We start from the raw sequence: 16,595 nt of genomic DNA on the forward strand, positions 1-16,595 counted from the left end.
TCCACACTGGTCTCTATCTCAGGGGGGTACCAGAGAGCGTTTATCCAGGTATAGGGACCACCTGGCAACCGGCTGCCGGATGCCGCACCCTGGGAACATGAGCGGGAACACCAGTGTTTTGCCCCCCACCGCGGCCGCGCCGAGCAGCAGGCGTTCCGGCGCCGCCACCGACGCCCCCGCGGACGTGCCGGCCGGCGCGGCAGCCGAGAGCCGCCGCCGCGAGCTGGCGTCGTTCCTGCGCAGCCGCCGCGAGCGGATCTCGCCCGACCAGGTGGGCCTGCCGCCCGGGCGCCGCCGCCGCACCCCGGGGCTGCGCCGCGAGGAGGTCGCGCAGCTCGCCGCGGTCGGCGTGACCTGGTACACGTGGCTGGAGCAGGCGCGCGAGATCCAGGTGTCCGGGCAGGTCGCCGACGCGATCGCCCGCGCCCTGATGCTCGACACCATCGAGCGCCAGCACCTGTTCACCCTCGCCGGCACCCCCGACCCGCACCCGCACCTGGACTGCCCGGGCATGTCGCCGTCGGTGCGCGCGATGCTGGACCAGCTGGAGCCGCTGCCGGCCGCGGTCGTCAACAGCCGCTACGACATCGTCGCGTACAACCGCACCTACGGCCGGCTGGTCAGCGACCTCGACGCGCTGGAGCCCGCGGACCGGAACCTGATGTGGCTGGCCTTCACCGACCCGCAGTGGCGGGAGCGGATGGTCGACCGCGAGGAGAACATCCGGCTGATGGCGGCGAAGTTCCGCGCGTCGATGGCGCAGCACCTGGCGGAGCCGGCCTGGAAGGCGCTGCTCAAGCGGCTCCAGCAGGCGTCGCCCGACTTCTGCGAGATGTGGGAGCGGCACGAGGTGCTGCAGCCCGACAGCCACATCAAGCGCTACCTCAACCCCGAAGTGGGGCTGCTGGCCTTCGACTTCACCCACCTGTGGCTCGGGCCGCAGGCGGGCCCGCGGCTCGTCACCTACACCCCGGTGGACGACACCACGCGCGAGCGGCTCGCCCGCCTGCACGCCCTGGTGTCGGCCGACGCCTGCTGAACGGGGCAGATCTGTGACGCCCCCCGGTACCAGGGCCGGCCGCGGCGTCAGTCGTCGACGACGAGAGCGGACGTGATGCGGTCCAGCGCGGCCAGGTCCTCGGCCGGGAGGCCGAGCAGCGCCGGGGGAGGGGTGCTCAGGATCGCGTCGGCCCGGGCGGCGGCGGCCGCGCCCTCCGCGGTGACCGTGACGATCTTGCTGCGCCGGTCCGTGGGATCGGGATTGCGCTCCACCAGGCCGCGCTTGACCAGGTCGTCCACGACCAGTGTGAGGTAGGGCCGGTCGGTGCCCAGCACCGAGGCCAGCTCGCTCATCCGGGAGGGCCGCAGGGCGATCCGCCGCAGCGCCTTGGCCCGGAAGAAGCTCATGCCGAGCGCGTCCGCGGTCTCCTTGCGGCGCTCGTTCTGCTCCAGCACCAGCGCGCGCAGCCGGCGCCACACGCGCTCCGCCGGATCCCGTTCCCGCAGTGCGTCCGCCGGCCTGACGTCCGCCGGCCTGACGTCCGCCGGCCTGACGTCCGCCGGTCCGGCGTCCGGCTGCCGGACGTCCGCCGTGTCCCCCGTCGTCTTCGTCATGATGTGCCCACGGTAGCGCGGGGCTCCGCCGCGCGGTCGGCCTCCGGGACCATGAGCGCGGTCGCCGTCCGCTCGGCCGTGCCGCGCGCCCAGCGCCCGGTGGTGAGCACGCCGAGGACCAGCACGGCCAGCCCGCAGCCGGTGATGATCCACCACGCGCCCTCGTGCATGCCGGCGGCCAGCGCCGCGCCCAGCACGGCCACGCCCAGCGACTGGCCGACCTGCCGGCTGGTGGAGGCGACGGCGGCGGCCACGCCGGCCTGGGAGCGCGGCATGCCGGACACCGCGGTGTTGGTGATCGGTGCGTTGACCAGGCCGAAGCCGATGCCGAACAGCACGTACGAGGTGAACAGCAGCGCGTTGGAGGACTGCGCGTCCAGCGCGGCGAACAGCACGCCGCTGGCGGTCATCGCGGCGCCGGCGAGCACCAGGGGCAGCCGCGGCCCGCGGTTGCCGACCAGCCGCCCGGACAGCGGCGCGAAGACCAGGCACATCAGGGCCATCGGCACCATGTACAGGCCGGCGTCGAGGGCGGACAGGCCGCGCTGGTTCTGGAGGTAGAGGGTGTTGAGGAAGAGGAACCCGCCGAGCGCGGCGAAGGCGCTGACCGCGATCACGGTGGCGCCGCTGAACGGCGCGCTGGCGAAGAACCGGGTGTCGATCAGCGGGTCGCGCCGGCGCGGCTCGTACACCACCAGTCCCACCACGGCCAGGGCCGCCACCACGAAGCAGCCGATGATCGGGGCCGAGGCCCAGCCGGCGTCCGAGCCCTCGATGATGCCGTAGGTGAGGGTGCCGAGCAGCGCGATGACCAGCAGCTGCCCGACCGGGTCCACCCGGCGGGCGCGCGGCGCCCGGGACTCGGGCACGAAGCGGGCGGTGAGCAGCAGGGCGGCCAGGCCCACCGGCAGGTTGATCCAGAAGATCGACCGCCAGCCGACCGACTCCACCAGCGCGCCACCGACGATCGGACCGGCCGCCATGCTGATCCCGACGACGCCGCCCCACACGCCGATCGCCCGCGCCCGCTCGCGCGGGTCGGAGAAGGTGTTGGTGATGATCGACATCGCCACCGGGTTGAGCATCGAGCCGCCGACGGCCTGCACCATCCGGAAGGTGATCAGCCAGCCGAGCCCGGGCGCGAGGCTGCACAGCAGCGATCCGGCGGTGAAGAGCACCAGGCCGGTCTGGAAGACCCGCTTGCGCCCGATCCGGTCGGCGGTGGAGCCGGAGAGCAGCAGCAGGGAGGCGATCACCACCAGGTAGGCGTCGATCGTCCACTGGAGTCCGGAGACGCTCGCGTGGAAGTCCCGCTGCATCGACGGGAGCGCCACGTTGAGGATCGTGTTGTCCAGACTCACGATCAGCAGGCTCATACAGCAGATGCCGAGGACGAGGAGGCGCCGCCGGTAGGTCAGGTCAGGCATGGAGTGCTGTTCCCAAGGTCGTGCTGGTGGTTCATTTGCTTGTACGCGTGTAATCATTTCGATCGTACAACCAATACGTGGGCCCACCACCCATCCCGTACGGGACAATGGGGCGCATGACCGTTGACGCCACCCTGAGCCGCCCCGCCGCCCAGGGGACCCTCCGGATCGGCCCCCACACGGTGTGGCCGCCGGTGGTCCTCGCCCCCATGGCGGGCATCACCAACGCGCCCTTCCGCACGCTGTGCCGGGAGTTCTCCGGCGGCAAGGGCCTGTTCGTCAGCGAGATGATCACCACCCGCGCGCTGGTCGAGCGCAACGAGAAGACCATGCAGCTGATCCACTTCGACGCGACCGAGACGCCGCGCTCGATCCAGCTGTACGGCGTCGACCCGGTGACCGTCGGCAAGGCCGTCCGGATGATCGTGGACGAGGACCTCGCCGACCACATCGACCTCAACTTCGGCTGCCCGGTGCCCAAGGTGACCCGCAAGGGCGGCGGCTCGGCACTGCCGTACAAGCGCAACCTGCTGCGGTCGATCCTGCGCGAGGCGGTCGGCAACGCGGGCCGGCTGCCGGTCACCATCAAGATGCGCAAAGGCATCGACGACGACCACCTGACGTACCTGGACGCCGGCCGGATCGCGGTGGACGAGGGCGTCACCGCCATGGCGCTGCACGGCCGCACCGCCGCCCAGCACTACGGCGGCACCGCGGACTGGGACGCCATCGCCCGGCTCAAGGAGCACGTCCCGGAGATCCCGGTGCTCGGCAACGGCGACATCTGGTGCGCCGAGGACGCGGTGCGGATGATGCGCGAGACCGGCTGCGACGGCGTCGTCGTCGGCCGCGGCTGCCTGGGCCGGCCATGGCTGTTCGGCGACCTGGTGGCCGTCTTCGAGAACGGCGCGGGCGGGCAGGGCGCTTCGGGCCCGGCGGCCCCCCGGTTCGGGCAGGTCGCGGCCGTGATGCGGCGGCACGCCGAGCTGCTCGGGCAGTGGCTGGGCGACGAGTCGCGGGGCGTCGTGGACTTCCGCAAGCACGTGCCCTGGTACACCAAGGGCTTCTCGGTCGGCTCCGAGCTGCGCCGGGCGCTGGCCACCTCGTCCTCGCTGGCCGAGCTGGACGAGCACCTGGGCAAGCTGGACCACGACCAGCCGTGGCCGGCGCACGCCGACGGCCCGCGCGGCCGCACCGCGCCCGGCAAGCGGGTCGTGCTGCCGGACGGCTGGCTGGACGATCCGTACGCGTGCGCCGTGCTGGGCGAGGACGCGGAGGCGGACACCTCCGGCGGGTGACGCCCGGCGCGCCGGTTCCTCCGGTGCACCGCTTCCTCCGGTGCGCCGCTCCCTGTGGTGTGCGCCAGCCGATGGTGCCGGTGTGCCGGTCGAGGCGATCTGCGTAGATTCGCTACGTCCGCGATATGAGACGGGCCCTCCGGGTGGCACGTGATTCATGCCACGCCTGATCGTGCTTGCGCTCAAATGAGCGCACATGTGAGCCGTTCGCCTCTCGAATGCGTGCGGTGCGTCACGACGGCCGCTGACTCCATCGGGCGGCCTCATGCTCACCGAGGGTGAGGGAATCGGGTCCCTCTTTTCGCTCAGCGCCGTCATCCGTTCGAGTTGTGAACGCGGCCCGGTTGCCGTCGGTCGGCCCGCTGACTTTCGATCTGTCGGCAGACGGGCGGTTACACCCGTGTGTCGTGCTGATGGACGTACTGCGGAGCCTTCGAGATGGGTACGCTCCCCGCCGTCAGGGCAACCAGCACGCGAGGAGTCGAGGCCCGTGCCGTCGCGACCGAAGCAGCAGAAGTTCGTCTACGACTTCACTGAGGGCAACAAGGACCTGAAGGACCTGCTGGGCGGGAAGGGTGCGAACCTCGCCGAGATGACCAACCTCGGGCTGCCCGTCCCGCCCGGGTTCACCATCACCACTGAGGCGTGCAAGGAGTACCTGGAGTCGGGCAGCGCGCCGGCCGCCCTGGGCGACGAGGTGAGTGCGCACCTCGACGCCCTGGAGCAGCGGATGGGCAAGAAGCTCGGCCAGGCCGACAACCCCCTTCTGGTGTCGGTGCGTTCGGGCGCGAAGTTCTCCATGCCCGGCATGATGGACACCGTCCTGAACATCGGCCTGTCCGACGAGTCCGTGCAGGGCCTGGCCGCGCAGCTGGGCGACGAGCGGTTCGCCTGGGACTCCTACCGCCGCCTGCTCCAGATGTTCGGCAAGACCGTGCTCGGCGTCGACGGTGACCTGTTCGAGGAGGCGCTGGAGGACGCCAAGCGGGCCAAGGGCGCCGACAGCGACCTCGACCTGGACGCGGCCGACCTGCGCCGGCTCGTCGACGACTTCAAGGCGATCGTCGCCAAGGAGGCCGGCCGGGACTTCCCGCAGGAGCCGCGCGAGCAGATGGACCTCGCGGTCCGCGCGGTCTTCGACTCCTGGAACACCGAGCGCGCCAAGCTCTACCGCCGCCAGGAGCGCATCCCCGGCGACCTCGGCACCGCCGTCAACATCTGCTCGATGGTCTTCGGCAACCTCGGCCCCGACTCCGGCACCGGCGTCGCCTTCACCCGCGACCCGGCCAGCGGCCAGCAGGGCGTCTACGGCGACTACCTGCAGAACGCCCAGGGCGAGGACGTCGTCGCCGGCATCCGCAACACCGTGCCGCTCGCCGAGCTGGAGCGGATCGACAAGACGTCGTACGACCGGCTGCTGAGCATCATGGAGACGCTGGAGACCCACTACCGGGACCTGTGCGACATCGAGTTCACCATCGAGCGCGGCCAGTTGTGGATGCTGCAGACCCGGGTCGGCAAGCGGACCGCGGCCGCCGCGTTCCGGATCGCCACCCAGCTCGTCGACCAGGGCCTGATCGACGAGGCCGAGGCGCTGCGCCGGGTCAACGGCGCGCAGCTCGCCCAGCTGATGTTCCCGCGGTTCGACCACGAGGCCACCGACAGCGGCCAGGTCAAGCGGATCGGCTGGGGCATCGCCGCCTCGCCCGGCGCCGCGGTCGGCAAGGCGGTCTTCGACTCGTACACCGCCGTCAAGTGGTCGCGGTCCGGCGAGAAGGTCATCCTGATCCGCCGCGAGACCAACCCCGACGACCTCAACGGCATGATCGCGGCCGAGGGCATCCTCACCTCCCGCGGCGGCAAGACCTCGCACGCCGCGGTGGTCGCCCGCGGCATGGGCAAGACCTGTGTGTGCGGCGCGGAGGAGCTGGAGGTCGACACCAAGGCCCGCCGGCTCACCGCCACCGGGCCCGACGGCAAGCCCGTGGTGATAGAGGAGGGCGACCTCGTCTCCATCGACGGCTCGTCCGGCAAGGTGTACCTCGGCGAGGTCCCGGTGGTGCCGTCCCCGGTCGTCGAGTACTTCGAGGGCCGGATGCACGCCGGCGCCGAGGAGGCCGACGAGCTGGTGCGCGCCGTGCACCGGATCATGGCCTACGCCGACCGGGTCCGCCGGCTGCGGGTGCGGGCCAACGCCGACAACGCCGAGGACGCCATGCGGGCGCGGCGGTTCGGCGCCCAGGGCATCGGGCTGTGCCGCACCGAGCACATGTTCCTCGGCGAGCGCCGGGAAATGGTCGAGCGGCTCATCCTGGCCGACACCGACGCCGAGCGGGACGAGGCGCTGGGCGCGCTGCTGCCGCTGCAGAAGGCCGACTTCATCGAGCTGTTCGAGGCGATGGACGGACTGCCGGTCACGGTACGGCTGCTGGACCCGCCGCTGCACGAGTTCCTGCCCGACATCACCGAGCTGTCGGTGCGGGTCGCGCTCGCCGAGGCCCGCAAGGACGCCAACGAGAACGACCTGCGGCTGCTCCAGGCCGTGCACAAGCTGCACGAGGCGAACCCGATGCTGGGACTGCGCGGGGTGCGCCTCGGCCTGGTCATCCCGGGCCTGTTCGCCATGCAGGTGCGGGCGATCGCCGAGGCGGCGGCGCACCGCATGGCCGCCAAGGGCGACCCGCGGCCGGAGATCATGATCCCGCTGGTCGGCACCGTGCAGGAGCTGGAGATCGTCCGCGACGAGGCCGACCAGGTCATCGCCGAGGTGGAGGCCGCCACCGGCGCCCGGCTGCGGCTGGCCATCGGCACGATGATCGAGCTGCCCAGGGCCGCGCTGACCGCCGCGCAGATCGCGGAGGCGGCGGAGTTCTTCTCCTTCGGCACTAACGACCTGACCCAGACGGTGTGGGGCTTCTCCCGCGACGACGTCGAGGCGTCGTTCTTCACGGCCTACCTGGAGAAGGGCATCTTCGGGGTCTCGCCCTTCGAGACCATCGACAGGGACGGCGTGGGCTCACTGGTCCGCGCGGCTGCCGCAGACGGCCGGGCGACCCGCCCCGACCTCAAGCTCGGCGTCTGCGGCGAGCACGGCGGCGACCCGGAGTCCGTCCACTTCTTCCACGAGGTGGGCCTGGACTACGTGTCCTGCTCGCCGTTCCGTATCCCGGTCGCCCGCCTCGAGGCGGGCCGCGCCGCTGCCCGGTCCGCCCCCGCGGACACCCGTTGACGTCCCACCCCTCATGACGCCCACCACCGAACGCGGCCCCCGCGGCCGCCCGACGACCACCTGACCGGGCCGGGGCCCGGCCCGCCGACGGAGGCCCTTGCCCTGGGGCCAACCCTCACCGACCGGCGGCAGGACCCCGACCCTCCACCGCCGGGGGCGGCGTTTCGTGCGGAGACGCCGCCCCCGGCCTTTGCTTTCGGGGTATGCGGCCCGGGATGATCAGGCCGCGGACGTTGATCAGTGTGGTGCTCGGAGGTGTTCCCTTCCGTTGCCGGAACAGGGTGGTGCCCGGCCGGTCCGCCGCGGGGGACGGCGAACCGGCCGAGCTGAGCACCCTCACCGGCCGCGGTTCGACGGTCGGCCGGCGAGAGGGTCATCGGGCTGCCCGCTGGTACGCGCTCCACATGCGCTTTCCGGTGCTGCACCTGTCCTCGGCGGCGGCGGACCGGCACGCCGCGCAGTCCCGTGCGTGAGCCAGCCACGCCTCATAACGGCGCTGCATCCGGGATCCCGGGTACTGGCCTGCGGCCCGCTGCGTCATCACGGTTGCCGTTCGCGGGGCCGGGGTCATCGGCCCTGCGAGGAGTACAGGGCGGCCAGGAGCGCGCCGGCCGCGGCCGAGGCGGCGACCAGTGCCGCCAGCCACAGGGCGCCCGCGTGCCGGCCGAGCAGCCGCAGTGCTTTCACCGGGCGGGCCACGGGCGCGCGAGATGAACGCGCTGCGGGCCCAAGGCCGGGCCGAGGGCGGTGAGCAGCCGACGGGCGTCCGCAATCGGCAGTGGCGGGACCACCACGCGGTGTGCACCGGTGGCGTCCTGACGGGCCGACAGGGGTGTCAGCACGGTGTCGGGGATGCCGAGGGCGAGCAGTGCGTCATGCAGGGCGCGGGCGGACTCGTGGGCCTCGCGCCAGGGGTCGCGTGCGCCCGTCGCTGCACTCGTGGTCGTCTCGGCCATGGCAGTCTCCCGTCGGTGATCGGCTCATCACCGACGGTAGGGAGCCTGGATGCCTGCCTCAATGGCACTTTGACGGGCCGTCAGGCGGAAGTGCCACCGCTACAGCGGCAGGCCCGTCGCATCCGCGAGCACCCGCATCCGCGGTGTCAGGGTGCGCCTGCGGGCGATGACCTGGCCGAGGATGTCGCGGGCGTACTGCTGGTGGGGGAGCCATTGCGGGGCGGCCTGCCAGACGGCCTCGATCGTGTCGACGGCCTCCGCGTACTGCCGCAGCCGCACCCTGGCGCTCGCCTGGTCCAGCCGGTTGCGGTTGAGGTTGTTGCTGGTCGGCCGCATACCCGTCCACGAGATCGACGCCGACAGGCGCAGCACCTCGTCGGGCCGATCACTGATCATGGCGTGCTCGGCCTCCTTGAGCTGCACCGTGCGCGCGTCGTAGGCCCGCAGAAAACCGCCCGGAACCTGGCGTGGTCCGATCGCCGCCGCGGCCGACCCGGCCAGCCGCAGAAGACCCGCGGCGTCGTCGGGGCAGCCGTCCCTGTCCGCGGCGGCGGCCCCCCGCAGCAGTAGCCATCCCCAGGCGCCGAGCTCGGCCGGCGTCGCCCGTGACATGCGCGGCTCGATCCGGTCCGCCCACTCCTGCGCGAGCCGCGCGGCCGCCTCGATCCGTCCGCGGCGCAGCAGCAGCCAGCAGCGCGTGCTCACGGCCTCGGCGGCGTCGAGATCATCGGCGGCACCGGCGAGTGCCCGGTTGAGGGCGCCCTCCGCCGCGTCGAACTGGCGCGTCTGCACGAGCATCCACCCGGCGAGCCCGAGTAAGCCGGCGTGCACACGGCGGCCGGCCGGCTCGTCCGCGATGGCCGCGGCGTCGCGCAGCAGCACTGGCAGTACTCCGGCGAGTTCGGCCAGCCGGTCGCCGGCGGCGAGCGGCATGGCGGCGGCGACGGCCGCGCGCACCCCGGCCACGGTGGGGGCTTCACCGGAGGGAGCCGGCGTCGGGGCGTCGAGCGCGGCGCGCACGGGCGCCCAGTGATCCACCACGGCGGGTGCGGCGCCGGGGGTCTCGCGGGTGCCGAGGATCCGGGTGGTGGGTACGTGCAGGGCGACGGCCAGGGCGCGGACGGTCTCGACCCGCGGCGTTCCGTAGTCGTCCTGCTCCATCTTCCGGATCGCGGACGCGGAGACGCCCGACCGGGCCGCCAGGTCCTTCTGCGACAAGCCGCGCCGCTTGCGGATCTCGCGCAGCCGTCCTGCGAGGGTGCCGCTGCTGTCGGCGGGTTGAGGCATGCGCTGCCACCTCCGTCTCGACCTCGACATCCGAAACGGTACAGGGGGCGGGTGACCGCCGAGGGGGCGTTGCGGCCCGCGCATCCGGTGATCAGCTCCGGAGGGGGACGTCCCAAGTCGCCTCGATGGCCGGCGTCAGGCCCGGGAGACGTGGCCGCCGATGGAGACGGTGCCGGCGGGGGTGGGGCGGGTGTGGATGAGGGAGGCGGCGCCCTGGTGGATGGTGAGGGGGCGGCCCAGGCGGGCGGTGAGGACGGTGGCGGCGGCGCCGGTGGCCTCGTCCTCCACGATGCCGTCGCCCCGGCGGGGGAAGCCGCGGGCGCGGACCCGGCCCGCGGGCTCGTCGGACCAGGCCCAGGCGTAGAGCCAGCCCTCGCCGGGCGGCGGCGCCGGCAGGGCGTCCACCGCGGCGGGGGAGTCGTACTGCTCGGTGATCCGGCCCGGCGCCCACTCCGCGCGGCCGCGGATCCAGACCAGGCCCTCGTCGTCCGTCCACGCCGGCACCTCGCCGGCCGGCGGCCGCAGCACGTCCACCCCGAGCAGCCAGGCCACGCCGACCAAGGGGTGGCCGGCGAAGGGCAGTTCCACGCTCGGGGTGAAGATCTGCACCCGTCCGCGCACCGCGTCGTCGACGAAGACCGTCTCGCTGTAGCCGAGTTCGGCGGCCAGCGGCTGCCGCCGGGCCGGCGGCACCGACCCGCCGTCGCGAACGACGCCCAGCAGGTTGCCCCCGGCGCCGCCGGGCCCGGTGAACACGCGCAGCACCTCGACTTCGCTCATGCGGCGATTCAACCATCCCGCTTCCGGCGCCCAAGATGACCCGAATGTTTCGAGAAGGTTGCCGATTGAAGGAAAGAGGCTGATGGCGACGCTCCGGGCCTTCCCGGCATCGGACAGAACCGGCCGCTCGGGCTACGATCGCAGGCATGAGTGCCCCCAGCGTCCAGCAGCCCCGCGATGACCAGCCGGGACCCCCGACCGACGGTACGGCCACGCTCGCCGAGATCGCCCGGGCGGCCGGAGTGTCGGCGCCGACTGTTTCGAAGGTCCTCAACGGCCGCGGCGACGTCGCCCCCTCCACCCGCAGCAGGGTCGAGGAGCTGCTCCGCGCCCACGGCTACCAGCGGCGCCGCGGCAGCGTGCAGCCCGCGCCCCTGTTCGACCTGGTCTTCCACGAGCTGGAGAGCTCCTGGGCGATGGAGGTCATCAGGGGAGTGGAGAACGTGGCCCGGCAGGAGGGCCTCAGCGTGGTGCTCTCGGAGTCCGCGGGCCGGCTCAGCCCGGGCCAGACGTGGGTCGACGGGGTGCTCGCCCGCCGGCCGACCGGCGTGATCCTCGTACTGTCCGGGCTCGACCCGGCGCAGCGCGGCCAACTCACCAGTCGCGACATACCGTTCGTCGTCCTGGACCCGGCAGGCGACCCCGGCGAGGACGTGCCCGCGATCGGCGCGACCAACTGGCAGGGCGGCCTGGCCGCCACCCGGCATCTGCTCGAACTGGGCCACCGCAGGATCGGCGTGATCGGCGGCCCGGCGGGCATCATGTGCAGCCGGGCCCGCATCGACGGCTACCGGGCGGCGCTCGAGACGGCCGGTGTCGCCTACGACCCCGCCCTGGTGATCAACGGCGACTTCCACCACGAGGCCGGCTACACCAAGGGCCTGGAACTGCTGCGGCTGCCCGACCGCCCCACCGCGGTCTTCACCGGCAACGACCTTCAGGCGCTTGGCCTTTACGAGGCGGCCCGGGAGCTGGGCCTGCGCATCCCGCACGACCTGAGCGTGGTCGGCTTCGACGACCTGCCGCTGGCCCGCTGGATCAGCCCGCCGCTGACCACGGTGCGCCAGCCACTGACGGAGATGGCCGAGGCCGCCGCCCAGCTGGTGCTCGACATCAGCCGCGGCAACCAGCCGAGCACGCTGCGGGTGGACCTGGCGACCCGGCTCGTCGAGCGGGCCAGCAGCGCGCCGCCGCCGCAGGGGGCCTGACCCCCCGGGCCGCCGGGCCGCGTCCCAGCCCACCGGCCACCGGCCCTGCCCCGCCCGGGCGGCGCGATGTCCGTGACGACCCCCGTTTGTGGGAGCGCTCCCGCGCGCTGACCTGCGGCTCCTGTTCAAACTGTTGACGGCCCCGGGGTGCGGACATACAGTCTCGCCGCTGATCGGAATCCACCCCGAAACGTTCGTTCTCCCTTTCTCGACGGACCCGCGTGCTCACCGGTCGGGCCCGGCGAACTGCCTGATCCAATCCCCCACTTGGAGAGAGGTACTCCCCGATGTTCTCGAAGCGCACCCTGAGATCCGCCCTCGGCGGATCCGGCGTCGCCCTGCTGGCCGCCGCGGCGGCGGTGGTCTCGCTCACCATCCCGGCCGCGCACGCCGCGGGCACGCCGCTGCGGGACCTGGCCGAGGCCAAGGGCGTCTACATGGGCACCGCCCTGATGCAGAACGAACTCACCGGGACCTCCGGCTCCATCGCCGGCGCCCAGTTCGACTCCGTGACCCCCGGCAACGAGATGAAGTGGGCCTCGGTCGAGCCGAACCGCGGCACCTACAACTGGGGCCCCGCCGACCAGATCGTCAGCTTCGCCCAGGCCAACACCATGCAGGTCCGCGGGCACAACCTGGTCTGGCACAGCCAGCTGCCCAACTGGCTGACCTCGGGCAGCTTCAGCAACAGCGATCTGCACGACATCATGATCAAGCACGTCACCGACGAGGTCACGCACTTCAAGGGCAAGGTCGTGCACTGGGACGTCGTCAACGAGCCGTTCAACGAGGACGGCACCTTCCGGTCCGACCTCTGGTACAACCAGCTCGGCTCGTCCTACATCGCCGACGCCCTGACCGCGGCGCACGCCGCCGACCCCGGCGCGAAGCTGTACGTGAACGACTACAACATCGAGGGCGAGAACGCCAAGAGCAACGCGATGTACAACCTGGTCAAGTCGCTGAAGGCGCAGGGCGTGCCGATCGACGGCGTCGGCTTCCAGGCGCACTTCATCCTCGGCCAGGTGCCCTCCGACTTCAAGGCGAACCTGCAGCGCTTCGCCGACCTCGGCGTGGACGTCGCGGTCACCGAGCTGGACGTGCGCATGCAACTGCCGGCCGACGCGACGAAGCTGCAGCAGCAGGCGAACGACTACACCTCGGTGATGAACGACTGCCTGGGCGTCTCGCGCTGCGTGGGCGTCACGGTGTGGGGCTTCAACGACGCCACCTCGTGGGTGCCCGGTACCTTCTCCGGCTACGGCGCGGCGACCCCTTACGACGAGAACTTCCAGCCCAAGCCGGCCTACACGGCGATCCAGACCGCGCTCGGCGGCACCACCACGACCCCGCCGACCACCCCGCCGACGACGCCTCCCACCACGCCGCCCGGCGGCGGATCCGGCTGCGCGGTCAGCTACGGCGTCAACCAGTGGAACACCGGCTTCACCGCCAACATCACGGTGACCAACGGCGGTTCCTCGGCGATCAACGGCTGGACGCTGAAGTGGACGCAGTCCTCGGGCACCCAGACCGTCACCCAGGCGTGGAACGCCACGGTGACCAAGAGCGGCACCGGCTACACCGCGACGAACCTGTCGTACAACGCCGCCATCCCCGCGAACGGTTCGGCGAGCTTCGGCTTCAACGCCGACTGGTCGGGCGCCAACCCCGCGCCCACCGGCTTCACCCTCAACGGTGCTGCCTGCACGACCAGTTGACGCAGGCCCCTTCTCACGCGCCTGCCGGGACATCGGAGGGGGTGTTCCGGCAGGCGCCGCCGTGCGGTCAGGTGAGGCGCAACGGGTAGCAGGCGACCGCCGCCCCGTCGTCGTCCAGGCACCGCCCGTCCTCCAGGGCGAACCGCTGCTTCAGCAGCGGCGAGGCGACGTAGGGGCGCCCGCCGGCCGAACCCAGCAGGCCGTGGCACAGCACGCCGGCACCGGTGAACGGGTCCACGTTGCCGATGGCGTACAGCCGGCCGGTGCTGTCCTTGAACACCGCGGCCTGCGCGCCGTCCGGCAGCAGTACGGCCACCCCGCGGCCCGCCTCCAGGTCGCCGGTCGCGCAGACCGCGAACCAGCCGCCGGACGTGAGGAGTTCGACGGTCCCGGTGCCGGCCGGGGCGAGGGCGGGCGGGGCGGACGTGCCGGCGAGGAGGGTCATGCGATCACCGTTTCTGTGCGGGCGACCGGCAGCAGGTCCGGCCGGATCTGGTCGCGTTCGGGAACGAAGCGGACGGTCGGGTCGGGCGTGCCGGGCGCGTTGACGAAGGACACGAACCGGCGCAGCCGCTCGGGGTCGTTGACGGTGTCGGCCCACTCGTCGCGGTATCCGGCGACGTGCGCGGCCATCAGCGCCTCCAGCTCGTCGCAGATGCCCAGGCTGTCGTGGACGACCACGTCGCGGACGTGCGCGAGGCCGCCGGGGATCCGCTCCAGCCACACGCTGGTGCGCTCCAGGCGGTCCGCGGTGCGGATGTAGAACATCAGGAACCGGTCGATGAGCCGGACCAGTTCGGCGTCGGACATGTCCTGGGCGAGCAGGTCGCCGTGGCGCGGGGTGGCCCCGCCGTTGCCGCCGACGTACAGGTTCCAGCCGCCGGCGGTGGCGATCACCCCGAAGTCCTTGCTCTGCGCCTCGGCGCACTCCCGGGCGCAGCCGGACACCGCCGACTTCAGCTTGTGCGGCGCGCGCAGCCCGCGGTACCGCAACTCCAGGTCGATGGCCATCCGCACGCTGTCCTGCACGCCGTACCGGCACCAGGTCGAGCCCACGCAGGACTTCACCGTGCGCAGCGCCTTGCCGTACGCGTGCCCCGACTCGAAGCCGGCGTCCACCAGCCGGGTCCAGATCAGCGGCAGTTGCTCCACCCGGGCGCCGAACAGGTCGATCCGCTGGCCGCCGGTGATCTTGGTGTAGAGGCCGAAGTCGCGGGCCACCTCGCCGATCACGATCAGCTTCTCCGGGGTGATCTCCCCGCCGGGGATCCGCGGCACGATCGAGTACGAGCCGTTCTTCTGCATGTTCGCCAGGAAGTGGTCGTTGGTGTCCTGCAGCGCCGCCTGCTCGCCGTCCAGCACGTGCACGCTCGCGCCGATCGCCGGCGCCAGCGACGCCAGGATCGAGGCGATCGCGGGCTTGCACACCTCGCAGCCCTCGCCGTCGCGCGCCTCCGGCCGGCCGTGGCCGTCGAGCAGGGCGCGGTACGAGGTCAGCCGCAACGTCCGCACGATCTCGTACAGTTCGGCGCGGGTGTGGGCGAAGCAGGGGCACAGGCCCTTGTCGACCTCGATGCCGCCGGCCTCCAGCTCCGCGTCGACCAGCTGCCCCAGCACCTTCACGCAACTACCGCAGCCCGTACCGGCCTTGGTGCACTTCTTCACCTCGGGCACGCTCGTGCACGCGTGGTCGGTGACGGCGCCGCGGATGGACCCCTTGGTGACGTTGTGGCAGCTGCAGATCACCGCGTCGTCGGGCAGCGCGGAGGGGCCCAGCGCGACCGGCGCGCCGGCACCGGCCGGCAGCACCAGGTGCTCGGGGGCGACCGGCGGCACCGTGCCGGTCAGCGGGCGCAGCACCCCGTACGACTCGACGTCGCCGACCAGGACGCCGCCGAGCAGCGTGCCGTCGGAGCCGACCACCAGCTTGCGGTACACGCCGGCCCGCGAGTCGGAGTACAGCACGTCCAGGGCCCCGTCCGCGGTGCCGTGCGCGTCACCGAAGCTCGCCACGTCCACGCCCAGCAGCTTGAGCTTGGTGGAGGTGTCCGCGCCCGTGAAACCGGCGGCCTGCGCCGCGGGTTCCGCGATGGCCCGGGCGGCGGTCTCGGCCATCTCGTTGCCCGGCGCCACCAGCCCGTACACCCGTCCGTCGGCGGCCAGCGCGCACTCGCCGATCGCGAACACCGCCGGGTCGGAGGTGCGGCACGAGGCGTCGACGACGATCCCGCCGCGCTCCCCGACGGCCAGCCCGCAGGCACGGGCCAGGTCGTCCCGGGGCCGCACCCCGGCCGAGAACACCACCATGTCGGTGGGCAGCCGGGAGCCGTCGGACAGCGCCATGCCGGAGACCCGGCCGGTGGCGTCCGCGGTGACCTCCTGGGTGCCGACGCCGGTGTGCACGGTCACGCCGAGGCCCTCGACGGACCTCCGCAGCGCCGCGCCGCCGCCCTCGTCGACCTGCACCGGCATCAGCCGGGGCGCGAACTCCACGACGTGCGTGTCCAGTCCGAGGCCCTTGAGCGCGCCTGCCGCCTCCAGCCCGAGCAGGCCGCCGCCGACCACGGCGCCGGTCGTCGCGCCCTTGGCGTACGCCTCGATCGCCAGCACGTCCTCGATCGTGCGGTAGACGAAGCAGCCCTCCGCGTCCCTGCCCGGCACCGGCGGCACGAACGGATACGAGCCGGTGGCCAGCACCAGGGTGTCGTAGGACACCCGCAGTCCCGAACGGGCCGTCACCGTACGGGAGTCGCGGTCGACGGCCACCGCGGGGTCGCCGACGTGCACCTCGACGCCGTGCCGCGCCATGAAGCCCCGTTCGACCAGCGACAGCGACTCCGGGCTCGCGCTCTCGGAGAAGTACGAGGTCAGGTGCACCCGGTCGTACGCCAGGCGCGGCTCCTCGCACAGCACGACGACCCGGGACCGCTCGGTCACCCCGTGCTCCGCCAGGGCCTCCAGGAAGCGGTGGCCGACCATGCCGTGGCCGACCAGCACGAGCGTCGGCCGGCCGTCGCGGCCGGCGTCGTCCTCCCGGGGCGCGCGGGCCGCGTGCCCGGCGGGATCGGCAGCGGT

The 16,595-nt window shown here is 72.6% G+C and carries 13 protein-coding genes; 6 read left to right on the top strand and 7 right to left on the bottom strand.

The features are described 5' to 3' along the window. The first annotated feature begins 97 nt into the window (after positions 1 to 97). A complete protein-coding gene (locus ACH4TG_RS01030) occupies positions 98 to 1,039 on the top strand; it encodes a helix-turn-helix transcriptional regulator (protein WP_398239488.1) in 942 nt (313 codons plus the stop codon). A gap of 47 nt (positions 1,040 to 1,086) precedes the next feature. Here ACH4TG_RS01030 and ACH4TG_RS01035 read toward each other — a convergent pair whose 3' ends face one another. After that, positions 1,087 to 1,614 (bottom strand): MarR family winged helix-turn-helix transcriptional regulator, encoded by a 528-nt coding sequence (locus tag ACH4TG_RS01035; RefSeq protein WP_398239490.1) that lies wholly within the window; start codon positions 1,612 to 1,614, stop codon positions 1,087 to 1,089. Further along, on the bottom strand, positions 1,611 to 3,041 hold the full coding sequence (locus ACH4TG_RS01040) for an MFS transporter (RefSeq protein ID WP_398239492.1): 1,431 nt from the start codon (positions 3,039 to 3,041) through the stop codon (positions 1,611 to 1,613). Before ACH4TG_RS01040 ends, ACH4TG_RS01035 begins: the two co-directional genes overlap by 4 nt. 116 nt (positions 3,042 to 3,157) lie before the next feature. On the opposite strand from ACH4TG_RS01040, the gene dusB reads away from it, so the two are divergent. The 3 genes from dusB to ACH4TG_RS01055 all read left to right on the top strand — a co-directional run bounded on the left by dusB (position 3,158) and on the right by ACH4TG_RS01055 (position 8,041). Next, positions 3,158 to 4,339, top strand: coding sequence for a tRNA dihydrouridine synthase DusB (dusB, locus tag ACH4TG_RS01045; protein WP_398239494.1), 1,182 nt, complete (start codon positions 3,158 to 3,160; stop codon positions 4,337 to 4,339). A 490-nt stretch (positions 4,340 to 4,829) separates the two neighbouring features. Then, on the top strand, positions 4,830 to 7,568 hold the full coding sequence (gene ppdK, locus ACH4TG_RS01050) for a pyruvate, phosphate dikinase (RefSeq protein ID WP_398239496.1): 2,739 nt from the start codon (positions 4,830 to 4,832) through the stop codon (positions 7,566 to 7,568). A gap of 284 nt (positions 7,569 to 7,852) precedes the next feature. After that, positions 7,853 to 8,041: a hypothetical protein gene (locus ACH4TG_RS01055; RefSeq protein WP_398239497.1), complete on the top strand. Its 189-nt coding sequence runs from the start codon at positions 7,853 to 7,855 to the stop codon at positions 8,039 to 8,041. A gap of 210 nt (positions 8,042 to 8,251) precedes the next feature. On the opposite strand, the gene ACH4TG_RS01060 is transcribed toward ACH4TG_RS01055, so the two are convergent. From ACH4TG_RS01060 to ACH4TG_RS01070, 3 genes are all read right to left on the bottom strand, one after another. Next, positions 8,252 to 8,524 carry a hypothetical protein gene (locus tag ACH4TG_RS01060; RefSeq protein ID WP_398239499.1) on the bottom strand — a complete coding sequence of 91 codons (273 nt, stop codon included), beginning with the start codon at positions 8,522 to 8,524 and terminating at the stop codon, positions 8,252 to 8,254. A 99-nt stretch (positions 8,525 to 8,623) separates the two neighbouring features. Further along, positions 8,624 to 9,811: a helix-turn-helix domain-containing protein gene (locus ACH4TG_RS01065; protein WP_398239501.1), complete on the bottom strand. Its 1,188-nt coding sequence runs from the start codon at positions 9,809 to 9,811 to the stop codon at positions 8,624 to 8,626. Between the two features lie 135 nt (positions 9,812 to 9,946). Further along, positions 9,947 to 10,591 (bottom strand): PhzF family phenazine biosynthesis protein, encoded by a 645-nt coding sequence (locus ACH4TG_RS01070; RefSeq protein ID WP_398239502.1) that lies wholly within the window; start codon positions 10,589 to 10,591, stop codon positions 9,947 to 9,949. A gap of 146 nt (positions 10,592 to 10,737) precedes the next feature. On the opposite strand from ACH4TG_RS01070, the gene ACH4TG_RS01075 reads away from it, so the two are divergent. Together ACH4TG_RS01075 and ACH4TG_RS01080 are read left to right on the top strand one after the other, a co-directional pair. Further along, positions 10,738 to 11,799: a LacI family DNA-binding transcriptional regulator gene (locus tag ACH4TG_RS01075; RefSeq protein WP_398239504.1), complete on the top strand. Its 1,062-nt coding sequence runs from the start codon at positions 10,738 to 10,740 to the stop codon at positions 11,797 to 11,799. A gap of 287 nt (positions 11,800 to 12,086) precedes the next feature. Next, positions 12,087 to 13,520 carry an endo-1,4-beta-xylanase gene (locus tag ACH4TG_RS01080; RefSeq protein ID WP_398239506.1) on the top strand — a complete coding sequence of 478 codons (1,434 nt, stop codon included), beginning with the start codon at positions 12,087 to 12,089 and terminating at the stop codon, positions 13,518 to 13,520. 67 nt (positions 13,521 to 13,587) lie between these two features. Here the strand turns inward: ACH4TG_RS01080 and nirD are convergent, their stop codons facing one another. Further along, positions 13,588 to 13,965, bottom strand: a complete 378-nt coding sequence (gene nirD, locus ACH4TG_RS01085; RefSeq protein WP_398239508.1) for a nitrite reductase small subunit NirD — start codon at positions 13,963 to 13,965, stop codon at positions 13,588 to 13,590. Next, complete coding sequence (gene nirB, locus ACH4TG_RS01090; RefSeq protein WP_398240439.1) at positions 13,962 to 16,499, bottom strand: nitrite reductase large subunit NirB; 2,538 nt, start codon at positions 16,497 to 16,499, stop codon at positions 13,962 to 13,964. The genes nirD and nirB overlap by 4 nt, the downstream gene beginning before the upstream one ends. Between the last annotated feature and the right edge of the window lie 96 nt (positions 16,500 to 16,595).

Source organism: Streptomyces sp. NPDC020917 (assembly GCF_044333795.1).
In the GTDB taxonomy this organism is placed as follows: domain Bacteria; phylum Actinomycetota; class Actinomycetes; order Streptomycetales; family Streptomycetaceae; genus Actinacidiphila.

Coding starts and splice junctions, on each gene's coding strand:
- ACH4TG_RS01030 (WP_398239488.1), top strand. CDS start 98: ATGAGCGGGAACACCAGTGTTTTGCCCCCCACCGCGGCCGCGCCGAGC.
- ACH4TG_RS01035 (WP_398239490.1), bottom strand. CDS start 1,614: ATGACGAAGACGACGGGGGACACGGCGGACGTCCGGCAGCCGGACGCC.
- ACH4TG_RS01040 (WP_398239492.1), bottom strand. CDS start 3,041: ATGCCTGACCTGACCTACCGGCGGCGCCTCCTCGTCCTCGGCATCTGC.
- dusB (WP_398239494.1), top strand. CDS start 3,158: ATGACCGTTGACGCCACCCTGAGCCGCCCCGCCGCCCAGGGGACCCTC.
- ACH4TG_RS01060 (WP_398239499.1), bottom strand. CDS start 8,524: ATGGCCGAGACGACCACGAGTGCAGCGACGGGCGCACGCGACCCCTGG.
- ACH4TG_RS01065 (WP_398239501.1), bottom strand. CDS start 9,811: ATGCCTCAACCCGCCGACAGCAGCGGCACCCTCGCAGGACGGCTGCGC.
- ACH4TG_RS01070 (WP_398239502.1), bottom strand. CDS start 10,591: ATGAGCGAAGTCGAGGTGCTGCGCGTGTTCACCGGGCCCGGCGGCGCC.
- ACH4TG_RS01075 (WP_398239504.1), top strand. CDS start 10,738: ATGAGTGCCCCCAGCGTCCAGCAGCCCCGCGATGACCAGCCGGGACCC.
- ACH4TG_RS01080 (WP_398239506.1), top strand. CDS start 12,087: ATGTTCTCGAAGCGCACCCTGAGATCCGCCCTCGGCGGATCCGGCGTC.
- nirD (WP_398239508.1), bottom strand. CDS start 13,965: ATGACCCTCCTCGCCGGCACGTCCGCCCCGCCCGCCCTCGCCCCGGCC.
- nirB (WP_398240439.1), bottom strand. CDS start 16,499: ATGGTCGGCCACCGCTTCCTGGAGGCCCTGGCGGAGCACGGGGTGACC.